General features: G+C 57.6%; 11 protein-coding genes. 10 read left to right on the plus strand and 1 reads right to left on the minus strand.

Features of this window, described 5'->3' with window-relative positions; genetic code table 11:
* Position 1: 1 nt before the first annotated feature.
* Complete coding sequence (sseA, locus tag K5Y30_RS14105) at positions 2-841, minus strand: 3-mercaptopyruvate sulfurtransferase (RefSeq protein ID WP_222211843.1); 840 nt, start codon at positions 839-841, stop codon at positions 2-4.
* A gap of 147 nt (positions 842-988) precedes the next feature.
* Between sseA and K5Y30_RS14110 the strand changes: the two genes are divergently transcribed.
* The 10 genes from K5Y30_RS14110 (at position 989) to bamB (ending at position 16,379) form a co-directional block, all read left to right on the plus strand.
* A complete protein-coding gene (locus K5Y30_RS14110; RefSeq protein ID WP_222211845.1) occupies positions 989-5,875 on the plus strand; it encodes an alpha-2-macroglobulin in 4,887 nt (1,628 codons plus the stop codon).
* A gap of 6 nt (positions 5,876-5,881) precedes the next feature.
* Positions 5,882-8,206, plus strand: coding sequence for a peptidoglycan glycosyltransferase PbpC (gene pbpC / locus K5Y30_RS14115; RefSeq protein WP_222211847.1), 2,325 nt, complete (start codon positions 5,882-5,884; stop codon positions 8,204-8,206).
* A gap of 168 nt (positions 8,207-8,374) precedes the next feature.
* Positions 8,375-8,806: a nucleoside-diphosphate kinase gene (gene ndk / locus K5Y30_RS14120; RefSeq protein ID WP_007884899.1), complete on the plus strand. Its 432-nt coding sequence runs from the start codon at positions 8,375-8,377 to the stop codon at positions 8,804-8,806.
* Positions 8,807-8,994: 188 nt separating this feature from the next.
* The gene (locus K5Y30_RS14125) at positions 8,995-10,164 is read left to right on the plus strand and encodes a bifunctional tRNA (adenosine(37)-C2)-methyltransferase TrmG/ribosomal RNA large subunit methyltransferase RlmN (RefSeq protein ID WP_222211849.1); all 1,170 of its coding nucleotides are present in this window, start codon (positions 8,995-8,997) and stop codon (positions 10,162-10,164) included.
* A 75-nt stretch (positions 10,165-10,239) separates the two neighbouring features.
* Positions 10,240-10,974 carry a type IV pilus biogenesis/stability protein PilW gene (gene pilW / locus K5Y30_RS14130; RefSeq protein WP_222211851.1) on the plus strand — a complete coding sequence of 245 codons (735 nt, stop codon included), beginning with the start codon at positions 10,240-10,242 and terminating at the stop codon, positions 10,972-10,974.
* Positions 10,964-11,980 carry a cytoskeleton protein RodZ gene (rodZ, locus tag K5Y30_RS14135; RefSeq protein ID WP_222211853.1) on the plus strand — a complete coding sequence of 339 codons (1,017 nt, stop codon included), beginning with the start codon at positions 10,964-10,966 and terminating at the stop codon, positions 11,978-11,980. The genes pilW and rodZ overlap by 11 nt, the downstream gene beginning before the upstream one ends.
* 38 nt (positions 11,981-12,018) lie before the next feature.
* A complete protein-coding gene (gene ispG / locus K5Y30_RS14140) occupies positions 12,019-13,140 on the plus strand; it encodes a flavodoxin-dependent (E)-4-hydroxy-3-methylbut-2-enyl-diphosphate synthase (protein ID WP_101763487.1) in 1,122 nt (373 codons plus the stop codon).
* A 106-nt stretch (positions 13,141-13,246) separates the two neighbouring features.
* Positions 13,247-14,521 (plus strand): histidine--tRNA ligase, encoded by a 1,275-nt coding sequence (gene hisS / locus K5Y30_RS14145; protein WP_192233011.1) that lies wholly within the window; start codon positions 13,247-13,249, stop codon positions 14,519-14,521.
* A 39-nt stretch (positions 14,522-14,560) separates the two neighbouring features.
* Positions 14,561-15,178 (plus strand): YfgM family protein, encoded by a 618-nt coding sequence (locus K5Y30_RS14150; protein WP_222211855.1) that lies wholly within the window; start codon positions 14,561-14,563, stop codon positions 15,176-15,178.
* Between the two features lie 19 nt (positions 15,179-15,197).
* Positions 15,198-16,379 (plus strand): outer membrane protein assembly factor BamB, encoded by a 1,182-nt coding sequence (gene bamB / locus K5Y30_RS14155; RefSeq protein ID WP_110866466.1) that lies wholly within the window; start codon positions 15,198-15,200, stop codon positions 16,377-16,379.
* Positions 16,380-16,382: the final 3 nt, after the last annotated feature.

Here is a 16,382-nt window from a genome sequence, read left to right on the forward strand (position 1 = left end):
GTTACTTCTCGATTGGTAAATCGTCGCGGCTGCCCCATTCGCCCCACGAACCGTCGTACAGCGTCACATCCCGCACACCCAGCGAGGTGAGCGCCAGAATCACCACCACCGCCGTGACACCCGAACCGCAGCTGGCAATCACCGGCTGATCCAGTTTTACCCCCGCCTGAGCAAACAGATCGCGCAGTTCCGCTGCGGGTTTCAATTCACCATTGACCACTAAACTGTTCCACGGCACGTTCAGGCTGTTGGGAATATGCCCGCGCAGCAAGCCCGGACGCGGTTCATCCACTTCGGCGTTAAAACGGTTCGCCGCGCGGGCATCGACAATCTGCGCGCCGCCTTCGTGGCTGACCAGCAGCACGTCGGTGAGACGTTTCACCTGTGCGCCATCATAAGTCGCTTCGAACTCACCTTCCGGCAAACTAACCGGTCCGGTCGCGACATCGAAACCGGCCGCTTTCCAGCCCTGTAATCCTCCGGCGAGAATCGACACATTTTCGCAGCCAAAGGCGCGCAGCATCCACCACGCACGCGGAGCCGAGAACAGGTTGCCTTCGTCATACACCACCAGATGTTTATCCTGGCTGATGCCCAACTCACGCATGGCCACCGCGAAAGATTCGGGACGCGGCATCATGTGCGGATAAGCACTGGTGTGATCGGACAGGGCTTCAATATCGAAGAACGGGGCATCCGGCAGATGACCAGCCAGATATTCAGCCTGCAGATCGCGTAGGGCTTCCTGGCCAGGCGGTAACATGCGGGCATCAAGCACCTGCAATGTTTCCTCGGTGTAATGTTCTTTCAACCAATCAGCGGACACAAAAATGGCTGTCATAGCAACCTCTTCTCAGCAAACGGGAAACAACCAGTCTCCGGGAATGTGAACGCTATCTCAAGGGTATGATTGCTAAAGTTGGCGGGTTGATGTGAAATTGCGCGAAATTGCGTTTTCTTAACTTCTGGGACTGGTGAGGGAATTACCATGGCAAAACGTTTTAACCGGCTGCTGCTGAGCGCGCTGATCGGTGGTGGATTACTGGGCGGCGGAACCTCGACGATTTACGCGGAGGAAACGGCAGCCGCTACAGCAACGCAGAAATCGCTGTCAGTTATCGATCTCTCCGAGCTGCAACTCTACGGCGCAGCCGCGCTGGTGTTGACCTTCAACACGCCGCTTGAAGCGAAGCAGGATTTCGCTGCGCGCGTGCAGATTATCGATGAGAAAAGCGGCAAGGTTGATGGCGGCTGGGAGCTGGCGCCAAACGGTAAAGCGTTGCGTTTTCGTCATCCTGAACCGTCGCGCAAGTTGACGGTTAACGTCGATGCCGGTCTCAAAGCGGCCGATGGCAGCACCTTATCGAAATCTTTTAGCCAATCGCTCACCACGCGCGATATCCAGCCGATGGTGGGTTTTGCCAGTCGCGGATCGCTGCTGCCGCTGCGTCTGACGCAGGGATTGCCGGTGCTGGCGCTGAATGTGAATAACGTCGACGTCGATTTCTTCCGCGTGAAAAACGCCTCGCTGGCCGATTTTCTGGCGCAGTGGAATTACGGCAACAATATGTCGTACTGGGAATCACGCGAGCTGCTGAAAAATGCCGATCTGGTTTACGGCGCCCGCTTCGATCTTAATCCGGCACGCAACACGCGCGAGAAAATGCAGCTGCCGCTGGGCGATGTCGATGCGCTGAAGCAGCCGGGTGTTTATCTGGCGGTGATGAAACAGGCCGGAACCTACAACTACACGCAACCGGCGACACTGTTTACGTTGAGCGACATCGGTTTGTCGCTGCACCAATTCCCTAAACAGCTGGAACTGTTTGCCCAAAGCCTGAGCAACGGCGCGCCGTTGGATGACGTTAGCGTGCAGCTGCTGGATGAAAAAGGAAAACAACTCGCCAGTGGCACCAGTGACAGCAACGGTCATTTGCGCCTACCGGCAAATGCTAAAGGCAAGCTGCTGCTGGCGACACAAAAGGACCAAACTTCGCTGATCGATCTTAATCGTCCGGCGCTGGATCTGGCGGAGTTCCCGATTGATGGTCCGCAAGGCTACGACAAACAGTTGTTCGTATTTGGTCCGCGCGATCTCTATCGTCCGGGTGAAACGGTGATCGTCAACGCGCTGCTGCGTGATGCTGATGGCAAACCGTTGCCGCCGCAGCCGGTGAAAGCCGACGTGGTGCAGCCGAATGGCGAAGTGTCGCAGACCTTTGTCTGGCAGCCGGAGAACGGCGTCTATCAACATCGCTTCGCGATACCGGCTGCGGCGATGACCGGCGAATGGATGCTGCGTATCAACAGTGGCGACAACCAGCCGCGCAGCTGGCCGTTCCACGTCGAAGACTTCCTGCCGGAGCGCATGGCGCTGGATTTGACCAACAGCGCGCAGCCGGTGGCGCCGGATGACGACATCACCTTTGCTGTTGAAGGCCGCTATCTGTACGGCGCGCCGGCTGCGGGTAACGAGCTGCAAGGGCAGCTGTTCCTGCGTCCCGCGCGTGATGCGGTTGCCGCGCTGCCTGGCTATCAATTTGGTGACATCACTGAAGAGCTGAAACGTTCGCTCGATGATGTGGATGAGAAGCTGGATGAGAGCGGCAAGCTGCAGCTTAACGTTGAGAGCAGCTGGAAAGAGAGCCATTCACCGCTCAATCTGATTCTGCAAGCCAGCCTGCTGGAAACCGGCGGCCGTCCAGTGACGCGCCGCGCGACTCAGGCAATTTGGCCGGCAGCGGCGCTGCCTGGCATTCGCCCGCTGTTTAACAGTGAATCGGTATATGACTATCGCAGCGATCGTTATCACGATGAGCCGACCGTGGCGGAAAACAGCCTCGCGGAGTTCGACGTGGTCTACGCCAATCCGCAGGGCGAAAAACTGGCGGCGTCAGAGCTTGATGTGCGCCTGATCCACGAACGCCGCGACTATTACTGGAGCTTCTCTGACAGCGAAGGCTGGCAATCGCGCTTCGATCAAAAGGATCTGCAGGAGGATCAGCAGCGCATCTCTATTGCGGCGGGCGGCAGCCAGAAAGTGAGTTTCCCGGTGGAGTGGGGCACCTATCGCCTGGAAGTGCATGCCGGCAACAACATCATGAGCAGCGTACGCTTCCAGGCCGGATATGGGTGGCAGGACAATACCAACGGCACCGGCGCGCTGCGTCCGGATCAGGTCAAACTGAAAATTGATAAAACCGCCTATCAGGCGGGCGACATCGCACACGTACAGGTGGAGTCGCCTGCTGCCGGCAAAGGCTATCTGATGGTGGAATCCAGCAGCGGCACGCTGTGGTGGCAACCGCTGGAGGTTCCGGCGGGCGGCGCAACCATTGATGTACCGATTAGCGACAGCTGGAAGCGACACGATCTCTATCTCAGCGCCATCGTGGTGCGCGACGGCGACAAGGCCAGCGGCGTCACGCCGAAACGCGCGGTGGGGTTACTGCATCTGCCGATGGCGACCGAAGCGCGCCGCCTTAGCTTAGCGCTCGACGCGCCGGATAAGATCCGTCCTGAGCAGACGCTAAAAGTGCAGGTCAAAGCCAGCCGTGAAGGTGGCGCATTACCGAAGCAGGTTCAGGTATTACTCTCGGCGGTGGACAGCGGCGTGCTTAACATCACTGACTACAAAACCCCGAATCCGTGGGAAGCGTTCTTTGGCCGCAAGCGCTATAACGCCGATCAATACGATGTGTTTGGTCAACTGATTGAAGGCGGTGGCAAACTGGCCGCGCTGCGCTTTGGTGGTGACGGCGACGATGCGGATGCGCTGTCGCGCGGCGGCAAAAAACCGGTCACCGACGTGCAGATCGTGGCGCAGCAGCTGCAGCCCGTAACGCTGGATGGCAATGGCGAAGGCATGCTGGAACTGCCGATTCCGGCGTTTAATGGCGAATTGCGTTTGATGGCGCAGGTGTGGAGTGACGACAGCTTCGGGTCGGCCGATCGTAAGCTGGTGGTTGCCGCGCCATTGATCAGTGAACTGGCGACGCCGCGCTTCCTGGCCAGCGGCGATCAATCTACGCTGGCGCTGGATCTCACTAACCTAACCGATCAACCGCAAACGCTGAAAATCAACATCAGCGCCAGCGGCCAGATCGCCCTGAACGGCAACATCCCTGCCAGCGTGCAGCTGGCGCAAGGCGCGCGCACCACCTTGCAAATTCCGGTCAGAGCGCTGGGCGGCTTCGGTGAAGGAGAGGTACAGGTCAGGGTTTCCGGCATGAGTTTGCCGGGTGAAACGCTGGCAGCGAGCGAGCGTAAATGGAAAATTGGTGTGCGACCGGCGTATCCGGCACAAACGCTGAGTTTCGATAACGTGATGCAAACCGGCCAGAACTGGCAGGTGATGGCCAGCGCCTTCAATGGCTTGCAGCAGGATACCTTGAGCGGACAGCTGTCGCTCAGTAACCGTCCACCGCTGAATATCGCCAGCTATATCCGTTCGCTGTATGCCTATCCTTATGGTTGCCTTGAACAGACCGCCAGCGGTATTTGGCCGTCGGTGTTCACCAATCATGCGCAGCTGACGGCGATGGGCATCAAAACCAGTAACGATGAAGCGCGTCGCGCCTCAATTGATACCGGCATCGCGCGTCTTGCCGGCATGCAGCGCGGCAACGGCAGCTTTGGTTTGTGGAGCAAAGAGAGTCAGGAAGAGTTCTGGCTGACGGCTTACGTCACCGATTTCCTGCTGCGCGCCAGCGAAGCCGGTTACGGCGTACCGGATGGCGTGATTACCCGTGCCGACGAACGTCTGCTGCGCTATCTGCAGGATCCCGCGCAGATCGAAACCAGCTGGAGCAGCGATGCCGATGGCTTGCGTTTCAGCGTGCAGGCTTATGCCGGATTGGTGCTGGCGCGTCAGCAGCAGGCGCCGCTCGGTGCGTTGCGTGCGCTGTATGAAAAGCGCGATCGGGCTAAATCGGGCCTGGCGATGGTGCAACTTGGCGTGGCGTTGAAGCTGATGGGCGATCAACAGCGCGCGCAACTGGCGCTGGCGCAGGGCATTGGCCTGGAACGTAAACCCAACAGCTGGCTCGGCGATTACGGCAGCCCGGTGCGCGATCGCGCGCTGATTCTGTCGCTGCTGACAGAAAACCAGCTGCTGCCGGAGATGCAAGGTCCGTTGTTGATCGAGCTGGCAAAAGCCGTGCACGGACAGCGCTGGTTCTCGACCCAGGAAAACAACGCGCTGTTCCTCGCCGCTCGCACCTTGCAGCAGCACAAAGGTGAAAGCTGGCAGGCGACCCTGCAGGGTAAAGCGGAACCGCTCAGCAGAGATCAGCCGCTCAATATTGGCATGACGGAAGATCAGCTGCGTCAGGGCGTGTCGGTGAAAAGCGACAACGCATCACCGCTTTACGGCACGCTGAATGTGGTGGGGTATCCGCGCACCGCACCGTCGCCGATGAGCAACGTGCTGCAGATCAGTCGTGAGTACTTCACGCTGGAGGGTAAGCCGGCGGATCTCACCAACCTGAAAAGTGGCGAGCTGCTGGTGGTGCGGCTTAAAGTCGCGGCCAGCGAGCGCGTCAGTGATGCGCTGGTGGTGGATCTGCTGCCTGCCGGACTGGAGCTGGAAAACCAGAACCTGAGCGACAGCAGCGCCAGTTTAGGCGACAGTGCCGATGCGCTGAAAGAGAGCATGATGGATATGCAACAAGCCAACATCAAGCACATCGAATTCCGTGACGACCGCTTCGTCGCCGCGCTGGCGCTCGATGGCTACACGCCGGGCACGCTGCTGTATCTGGCGCGAGCGGTGACGCCGGGCAGCTATCGCCTGCCGCCGCCGCAGGTGGAATCGATGTATGTGCCGGAATGGCGCGCGATTGGCAGCACGCCGGAAAAACTCAATGTGCGTTAAGCATTGATGTCTGGAAGTAAGCGACTAAAGCGGTGGCGCTGGCTGCCGCTTTTTTTACTGCTGCTGCTGGCCGCGCTGTGGCTACTGGATCGCCTTACACCGCTACCGCTGCATGAGTTACAGCCGGCGCGCGTGGTGGTGGCTGAGGACGGTACGCCGCTGTGGCGCTTTGCTGACCCGCAAGGCATTTGGCGCTATCCGGTGACGCTGGAGGATGTCTCGCCTTCCTATATTGAGGCGCTGCTGACCTACGAAGATCGCTGGTTCTGGCATCATCCCGGCATCAATCCGATGGCGATTATGCGTGCAGTCGGGCAGAACGTGCTGCATCACGGCGTGGTCTCCGGCGGTAGCACGCTCACCATGCAGGTGGCGCGGCTTATTGATCCGCAACCGCGCACCCTGCGCGGCAAAGTGGTGCAGGCGTGGCGCGCGCTGCAGCTTGAATATCATCTCTCAAAACGCGACATCCTCACGCTGTATCTCAATCGCGCCCCGTTTGGCGGCACGGTTGAGGGTGTTGGCGCGGCGAGCTGGATGTGGCTGGGGAAACCGCCTTCGCAACTTACCCAAGGTGAAGCGGCGCTGCTGGCGGTGTTGCCTCAGGCACCAAGCCGCCTGCGTCCGGACCGCTGGCCTCAGCGCGCCGAAGCAGCACGCAATAAAGTGCTGGATCGCCTCGCGCAATATCACGTCTGGTCAGCGCAGGATGTCGCCGATATCAAACAAGAAGCGGTGTGGCTGCCGCCGCGCCAAATGCCGCAACGTGCGCCGCTGCTGGCCCGGCGCCTATTGTCGCTGTCACCCGACAACAAAATCACCTCAACCATTGATGTGTCGCTGCAGCGCGAACTGGAGAATCTGGCGACGTCGCTGAAAAACAACTTACCGCCGCGCACCTCGCTGGCGCTGCTGGTGGTGGATCACCAAAACATGAAAGTGCGCGGCTATGTCGGATCGGTGGATTTCAATGACGACAGCCGTTTTGGTCATGTCGATATGATCTCCAGCGTGCGATCGCCGGGATCGGTGCTGAAGCCTTTTGTCTATGGCATGGCGCTGGATGATGGGCTGATTCATGGCGAATCACTGCTGCAGGATGTGCCGCGCCGCTTCGGTGACTATCGTCCCGGCAACTTTGACTCGGGCTTTCACGGGCCGGTGAGCGCCAGCGCTGCGCTGGAGCGGTCGCTCAATCTCCCGGCGGTGCAGTTGCTGGATGCGCTGGGGCCAAAAAGTGTCGCCGCGCGCTTGCGTAACGTGGGATTGAATCTGCGCTTTCCCGCTGGCGCAGAGCCCAATCTGTCGCTGGTGCTGGGCGGCACCGGCGCACGCATGGATGAGATTGTGGCGGCCTACAGCGCCTTTGCCCGTCACGGCAATGCGGCGCAGTTGCGCTGGCTGACGACACAGCCGCTGCAGGAGAGGCCGCTGTTGTCGCCGGGCGCAGCATGGATTGTGCGGCGCATTCTGGCTGGCGCGGCGCAACCTCCGGCCAGCGGCGCGGTGGCGGAGATTGCGCCTTTGGCGTGGAAAACCGGTACCAGTTACGGCTACCGTGATGCATGGACGATTGGCATCACGCCGCGCTATCTGATTGGCGTGTGGGTTGGGCGGCCGGATGCCACGCCGGTCGCCGGGCAATTTGGTTTTGCCTCGGCGGTGCCGGTGATGAATCAGGTCAATAATGTGCTGGCGGGACACATGCCGGTGAGCGGTGCGCCGCGCGATCCGCGTCCGCTTGCGGTCAGCGCCATGAGCATTTGCTGGCCTGGCGGTCAGCCGTTGGCTCCCGGCGACGAAAACTGTCGCCAGCGTCGTCAGAGTTGGGTGTTGAATCAAACTGTGCCCCCGACGCTGCTGGCGCCGGGGCAGGAAGGCGTCAATGGCTTGCGTCAGCGCTACTGGCAGAACAGCCGGGGATGGCGTGTGGCGGCAGATTGCCCGGATGCACAAAGTCGGGAGCGCCTGATGTGGCCGCTGCCGCTTGAACCCTGGCTGCCGGTTGCTGAACGCCGTGCGCAGCGCTTGCCGCCGATCGATCCCGCTTGTCCGCCGCGCAATCAGGGCAATGCGCCGCCGATGGTGATTACTGGTGTGATCAACGGCCAGCGCGTACAGCCGCTGCCGGGTAAAGTGGTGCTGGTGATGCCGGTTGCGGTGCAGGGCGGGCAAGGTGAGCAGCGCTGGTGGTTCTTAAACGGAGAGCCGCTGGAGCGGGACGCGAATGATAAGAGTGCGGCGCTGGTGCTAGATGAGCCGGGCAGTTATCAATTGGTGGTGATGGATGAAGCGGGGCAACTCTCATCGGTGTCATTTATCCGCGGTTAAGTGCATGGATATGGCATACTTTTTGCCTGCGCGCCCCGACAAAAATCAATTATTTTCAATAATTCCGCAAATCGCTAATAGGCAACGCGCTGCGATATCCCTATAATCGGCGCGTTTTCTTACCGGGAGGAGCTCCCGGATTCTTCAGGATGCTAACTAGAGGTCAACATGGCAATCGAACGTACTTTCTCAATCGTGAAACCAAACGCCGTCGCTAAGAACGTGATTGGTGCAATTTATAACCGTTTTGAAAGCGCGGGCTTCAAAATCGTTGGCGCAAAAATGCTGCACCTGACCAAAGAGCAGGCTGAAGGCTTCTACGCTGAGCACAAAGGCCGTCCATTCTTTGATGGTCTGGTTGAATTCATGACTTCTGGTCCGGTTGTGGTTTCTGTACTGGAAGGCGAAAACGCCGTTCAGCGTCACCGCGATCTGATGGGTGCAACTAACCCAGACAACGCGCTGGCAGGGACCCTGCGTGCGGATTACGCGGACAGCTTCACCGAGAACGCGACCCACGGTTCTGACTCTGCTGAATCTGCAGCACGCGAAATCGCGTACTTCTTCGCAGAAAACGAAGTCTGCCCACGCACTCGCTAAGTGCGTTGATGGCCTGAGCGGACACCCGTCTTTACAGCTGTTCAACCTCTGTGAAACGGTTCCCCTGGCATCATGCAGCAGATGTAGTACAATTATGCGCCCTTGTTGAGCCAGCCTCAGCGAGGGCGCTGTTTTTTTCCTACTATTAACCAGAGCCGTAACGTGTAACAACGAGGCCAGAGAACATTATGTCCGAACAGATTGTGACGCCGTCGTCCGCTTCCCCCGTGGTTGTTTCCCCAAAAAACGAAAAAATTAACCTGCTGGATCTTAACCGTCATCAGATGCGCGAATTCTTTCTTGAGATGGGCGAAAAGCCGTTCCGTGCCGATCAGGTTATGAAGTGGATGTACCACTACTGCTGCGATGATTTCGAGCAGATGACCGACATCAACAAAGTGCTGCGCGGTAAGCTGATGCAGCGCGCTGAAATCCGTGCGCCGGAAGTGGCGGAAGAGATGCGTTCCACCGATGGCACCATTAAATGGGCGATTCGCGTGGGCGACCAGCTGGTTGAAACCGTCTACATCCCGGAAGCGGATCGCGCAACCCTGTGCGTCTCCTCGCAGGTAGGCTGTGCGCTGGAGTGCAAATTCTGTTCGACGGCGCAGCAGGGCTTTAACCGCAACCTGCGCGTATCAGAAATTATCGGCCAGGTATGGCGCGCCGCGAAAATCATCGGTGCCGCGAAAATTACCGGTCAGCGCCCGATCACCAACGTGGTGATGATGGGCATGGGCGAACCGCTGCTGAATCTGAACAACGTGGTGCCGGCGATGGATATCATGCTGGACGACTTCGGTTTCGGCCTGTCAAAACGTCGCGTTACGCTGTCAACCTCAGGCGTGGTGCCGGCGCTGGATAAGCTTGGCGACATGATCGACGTAGCGCTGGCGATTTCACTGCACGCGCCGAACGATGCGATTCGTGATGAGATCGTGCCGATCAACAAAAAGTACAACATCGAGACATTCCTTGCGGCGGTAAAACGCTACATCGGCAAGTCCAACGCCAATCAGGGCCGTGTGACCATCGAGTATGTGATGTTGGATCACGTCAATGACAGCACCGACAACGCGCATGAACTGGCGGCACTGCTGAAAGAGACGCCGTGCAAAATCAACCTGATTCCGTGGAACCCGTTCCCGGGCGCGCCGTATGGTCGTAGCTCCAACAGCCGTATCGATCGCTTCTCCAAAGTACTGATGGATTACGGTTTCACCACCATCGTGCGTAAAACCCGTGGTGATGATATCGACGCCGCTTGTGGTCAGCTGGCGGGCGATGTGATTGACCGTACCAAGCGTACGCTGCGTAAGAAAATGGCGGGCGAAGCCATCTCTGTGAAGGCGCTCTGAAAGCCAGCGCCTGCTGATATTCAGCGGGCGTAACTCATGTCAGTCTCTCCACATATTTTTCATGGAGAGACTGAAATGCGTAAAGGATTACCCGCCGCGATTCTGGCTGGCTTTGTTGTAACCGGTTGTGTCAATCATCCTGCAAAGCAGAGTGCAGCGGATATCCGTTTGCAGCTCGGATTGCATTATCTGGCGGTGAAGGATTATGCCGCTGCACAGCGCAATTTATTGCGTGCTCAGCAGGCAGCACCGAAAGATTATCGCGTCCCGTTGGCCCTTGCTCGGGTGGCGCAGGCGCAGCAGAACAGTGCACAAACCCGCTGGCACTATCAGCGGGCGCAGCAGTTAGCACCGCTGAATGGTTATGTGGCTAACAATTACGGTGCGTTTCTCTGCGGTTTAAGGCAGTATGACGAAGCGCATCAACAGTTTAAGCTGGCAATTGAGGCGCAGGAAATCGATGCTCGTCAGGATGCATTCCTGTTTTCGGGCTATTGTTACCTGCAGGCTGATGAGAGTGCCGCAGCGCGCGAGCAATTAGGTTACGCGCTGGATGCCGCGCCGGAGCAGGGCAGTCAACTGCTAAGGGAAGTGGAAAGGCGGCTTGAACAGCAGGAACAGCCGTCGGTTCCGCTGCTTTTAGAAGTGTACCACCAGCGTTTGCCCGCAACGGCAGAGAGCCTGTGGTTACAGATACGTTTCGCCGCGCAACAGGGAAACGCTGCTGACGTTACACGTTATGGCGACCGGTTGGCGCGAAGTTTTCCACAATCGATACAGTACCAGCGTTATTTAGCTAATGAATACTGAAGCCACTCAAGAGAATTCTGCAGTACATTCCACAGGTGAACGCCTGCGTCTGGCCCGTGAGCAGATGGGGCTGACCCAGCAAAACGTCGCTGAACGCCTGTGCCTGAAACTTACTACCGTGCGTGATATTGAAGAGGATAAGTCACCTGCTGATTTGGCTTCGACATTCCTGCGCGGATACATTCGCTCTTATGCCCGACTGGTGCATGTGCCGGAAGATGACCTGCTGCCGATGATGGCAAAACAGGCTCCGGTGCGCGCTGCCAGGATCGAGCCAATGCAGAGCTTCTCATTGGGTAAGCGTCGTAAAAAGCGCGATGGCTGGCTGATGATCTTCACTTGGTTGGTGATTTTTGTCGTAGTCGGTTTAACCGGTGCATGGTGGTGGCAGAACCATAAAGCGTCACAGGCTGATTTGGTGTCAATGGCCGATCAAAACGGCAGCGGCGACAATAGCCAGTCCATTCCGTTGGGCGACAACAGCACCGACAGCAATACCGATGCGGATACTAATGCTGCCGGTACGCCAGTCGATAACGGTGCTGGCGCAGTGGCCACGCCTGAAAGCAACGCCGCCGCACCTGCGGCTAGCAATAGCACTACAGCGCAAACCACAGGCAGCGACAACGCCGTGGTTTCGCCAAGCCAGGCTCCGATTGATACGGCGCCGCCAGCGGCGACGTCTCCGGCGCCAGCCAATAGCGTTCCTGCTGGCCAAATGCCTACCGCGAATGCGGCAGTCAGCCAACCAGCAGGCGATCCCAATGCCATCGTGATGAACTTTAAAGCCGACTGCTGGCTGGAAGTCAGCGATGCGACCGGCAAGAAGCTGTTCAGCGGTCTGCAACGTAGCGGCGGTAAGCTGAGTTTGTCCGGAACGGCTCCGTATCGTCTGAAAATTGGCGCACCGGGTGCGGTTGACGTGCAATATCAGAATCAGCCCGTTGATTTAAGTCGTTTTATCCGTAATAACCAGGTTGCCCGTCTGACGCTGGGTGCGCAATAACGCGCAGCGCGCTTTCCGGGTAATTGTGGAGAGAGAATATGCATAACGAAGCACCCATCATCCGTCGCAAATCAACACGGATTTACGTCGGCAAGGTGCCAGTTGGCGATGGTGCGCCCATCGCCGTTCAGTCAATGACCAACACCCGCACCACTGACGTGGACGCCACCGTTAACCAGATTCGCCAGCTTGAGCGCGTCGGGGTTGATATCGTGCGCGTCTCCGTTCCCACTATGGATGCGGCTGAAGCCTTCAAACTGATTAAGCAACAGGTCAACGTGCCGCTGGTAGCGGACATTCACTTTGACTATCGCATCGCACTGAAAGTCGCTGAATATGGCGTCGATTGTCTGCGTATCAATCCAGGCAACATCGGCAACAATGAGCGTATCCGCCAGGTGGTGGATTGTGCGCGTCATTACAATATTCCGATCCGCATCGGCGTGAATGCCGGTTCGCTGGAAAAAGATCTGCAGGAAAAATATGGCGAGCCAACGCCGCAGGCGCTGCTCGAATCCGCGATGCGCCATGTGGATCACCTCGATCGCCTCAATTTTGATCAGTTCAAAGTGAGCGTCAAAGCCTCTGACGTGTTCCTTGCCGTTGAATCTTATCGTTTGCTGGCGAAAGCCATCGATCAGCCGCTGCACCTCGGTATCACCGAAGCGGGCGGCGCGCGTGCGGGTTCCGTGAAATCGGCGATCGGTTTAGGTTTATTGCTGGCCGAAGGCATCGGCGATACGCTGCGTATTTCGCTGGCGGCCGATCCGGTTGAAGAAGTGAAAGTCGGCTACGATATCCTCAAATCTCTGCGCATCCGCTCCCGCGGCATCAACTTTATTGCCTGCCCGACCTGTTCGCGTCAGGAGTTTGATGTCATCGGTACGGTCAATGCGCTGGAAGAGCGGCTGGAAGACATCATTACGCCGATGGATATTTCCATTATCGGTTGCGTGGTGAACGGTCCGGGTGAAGCGACAGTTTCTACCCTCGGCGTGACCGGCGGAGCCAAGAAAAGCGGCTTCTACGAAGATGGTGTGCGCCAGCGCGATCGTCTCGATAACAACGACATGATCGACCAGTTGGAAGCGCGTATTCGCGCCAAAGCCAGCATGCTGGATGAAAGCCGCCGTATCAACGTGCAGCAGCTGGAAAAATAATCGTGGCGCGCGCCAGTCGCGTGCCAGTTTGTGATTGAACCTGTGCGGTTTCATCCTCATAAGGTATGATGCCGCTCAGGTTTTTTTGTCTTAAAGAGATTCTAACGTGGCGAAGAATATTCAAGCGATTCGCGGGATGAACGATTACCTGCCGGCGGATACCGCGATTTGGCAGCGTATTGAAGGCACCCTTAAGCAGGTGCTGGCCAGCTATGGTTACAGTGAAATCCGTCTGCCAATCGTTGAGCACACCCCGTTGTTCAGCCGCGCGATCGGTGAAGTCACCGACGTGGTTGAGAAAGAGATGTACACCTTTGAAGACCGCAACGGCGAAAGCCTGACGCTGCGTCCGGAAGGCACTGCAGGTTGCGTGCGCGCCGGTATCGAGCACGGTCTGCTGTACAATCAGGAACAGCGTCTTTGGTACACCGGCCCGATGTTCCGCTACGAGCGCCCGCAGAAAGGTCGTTATCGCCAGTTCCACCAGATGGGTGTAGAAGTCTTCGGCCTGCAAGGCCCGGACGTAGATGCTGAGCTGATCATGATGACCGCGCGTTGGTGGAAAGCGTTAGGTATTGCCGAGCACGTTGAGCTGGAGCTGAACTCTATCGGTTCGCTGGACGCGCGTGCCAACTATCGCAGCGCACTGGTGGCATTCCTGGAGCAACATCAGGACGTACTCGACGAAGATTGCAAACGCCGCATGTACACCAATCCACTGCGCGTGCTCGACAGCAAAAATCCTGACATCCAGAAACTGTTAAACGATGCGCCAACGCTAGGCGAATTCCTTGATGAGGAGTCACGCGAGCACTTCAGCGGCCTGTGCGCCTTGCTGGACGACGCGGGCATTAACTATCGCATTAACCAGCGCCTGGTGCGCGGCCTCGATTACTATAACCGTACCGTGTTTGAATGGGTGACCAGCAGCCTCGGTTCGCAGGGCACCGTGTGCGGCGGCGGACGTTACGATGGTTTAGTTGAACAGCTGGGTGGACGTGCCACGCCAGCGGTTGGTTTTGCGATGGGTATGGAGCGTCTGGTGTTGCTGGTGCAAGCAGTTAATCCAGAATTTGAACCGACGCGCATTGTTGATGTCTATGTTATCGCTTCGGGGCAGGGCGTTCAGTCCGCCGCGATGCAACTGGCGGAAAAACTGCGTGATGCTGATCCGGCACTAAAGATGATGACCAACTTTGGTGGCGGTAACTTCAAGAAGCAGTTTGCCCGTGCAGACAAGTGGGGCGCACGCATTGCGCTGGTGCTGGGCGAAGATGAAGTGAAAGCGGGCCAGGTTGTGGTGAAAGACCTGCGTACCGGCGATCAACAGACGCTGGCTCAGAGCGACGCCGCAGCAACGTTGCGCACGCTGCTGCAGTAAGCGCAGCACTGCAACAGCCATTTTAAAGAGAGGGATTGCGTGGAAGTTTACAGCAACGAAAACGAACAAGTTGACGCGCTGCGTCAGTTCTTTGCCAACAATGGCAAATTTCTGGCCGTTGGCGTAATCATCGGTATCGCTGCGCTGGGTGGCTGGCGTTTCTGGTCCAGTCATCAGGAAGGCACCGATAAAGCGGCATCAGCAGAATATCAACAGCTGACCAGCGCGATGCAAGCGGACAAGCCTGATTCGCTGGAAGCGGTCGCCACTTTCGCCAGCGAAAACAACAACACCTATGGTGCGTTGGCTTCGTTGGATGTGGCTAAGCAGTATGTTGAAACCAATCAGCTCGATAAAGCTATCACTCTGTTACAGAGTGGGCTGAAAGATACCAAAGATGCCAACCTGCAGGCGGTGATTAACCTGCGTCTGGCTCGCATTCAGTTGCAGCAAAGTCAGGCCGATGCCGCACTTTCTACCCTTAACAATGTTAAAGGTGATGGCTGGACAGCCATTGTGGCGGACATTCGTGGCGAAGCACTGCTGAGCAAAGGCGATAAGCAGGGCGCGCGTGATGCCTGGAGCAAAGGTGTTGAATCGCAGGCCTCTCCTGCGCTGAAGCAAATGCTGCAGATGAAGATGAATAACTTAAGTTAAGCCAGTCAAGAGAGCGCACATGGAATTACGTAAATACCTGCTGCCAGGGCTGATTTCAGTCACTCTGCTCAGCGGTTGCTCGCTGTTCAGCGGCGAAGAAGATGTAGTGAAAATGGCCCCGCTGCCTAAAGTGGAAAACCAGTTTACGCCGCAGACCGCGTGGAGCACCTCGGTTGGCGACGGCGTTGGTGATTTCTATTCCAATCTGCATCCAGCCTGGCTGGACGGTACCGTGTATGCTGCGGATCGTTTTGGTGTGGTTAAAGCGCTTGATGCCAGCAATGGTAAAGAGAAATGGAAAGTCGATCTCTCTGAGAAAACCGGCTTCTTCTCGAAAAACATCTCGGCACTGCTCTCTGGCGGCGTCACCGCCAGCGGCGACCGCATCTACATCGGTAGCGAACGTGGACAGGTATTTGCGTTGAATACCAGCGATGGTGGCATTGCCTGGCAGACCAAGGTCGCCGGTGAAGCGCTGTCGCGTCCGGTGGTGAGCGACGGTTTAGTGCTAGTTCACACCAGCAACGGTATGTTGCAAGGCCTTGATCAGAGCACTGGCGTGATCAAATGGACTGTTAACCTTGATATGCCTGCGCTGTCACTGCGCGGTGAATCAGCCCCGACCGTGGCCTTTGGTGGCGCAATTGTGGGTGGCGATAACGGCCGCGTGAGCGCAGTCATCGTCAATCAAGGTCAGCTGATTTGGCAGCAGCGTATTTCGCAGCCAAGCGGCGCCACGGAAATCGATCGCCTGAGCGACGTCGATACTACGCCAGTCGTGGTAAACGGTGTGGTTTATGCGCTGGCGTATAACGGTAACCTCACCGCGCTGGAACTGCGTTCTGGTCAGGTGCTGTGGAAACGTGAGATTGGCGGCGTGAAAGACATGGTGGTGGATGCGGGTCGTATCTATCTGGTCGATCAGGATGACCGCGTGATTGCCCTGAATGCTGACGGTGGCGTAGCCATCTGGCGTCAAAGCGATCTGCTGCATCGTAATCTGACCTCGCCGGTGCTGTTCAACGGTTATCTGGTTGTCGGTGATAGCGAAGGTTATCTGCACTGGATTAACACCCTTGACGGCCGCTTCGTGGCGCAGCAGAAACTGGACAGCGATGGCTTCCAGACTGAACCGGTTGTTGCCGGTGACAAGCTGCTGATCCAGGCGAAAGGCGGAGAAGTTTACGCCATCACCCGTTAAGGA

The organism is Pantoea sp. DY-5 (assembly GCF_019795955.1).
Lineage (GTDB): Bacteria > Pseudomonadota > Gammaproteobacteria > Enterobacterales > Enterobacteriaceae > Pantoea > Pantoea leporis.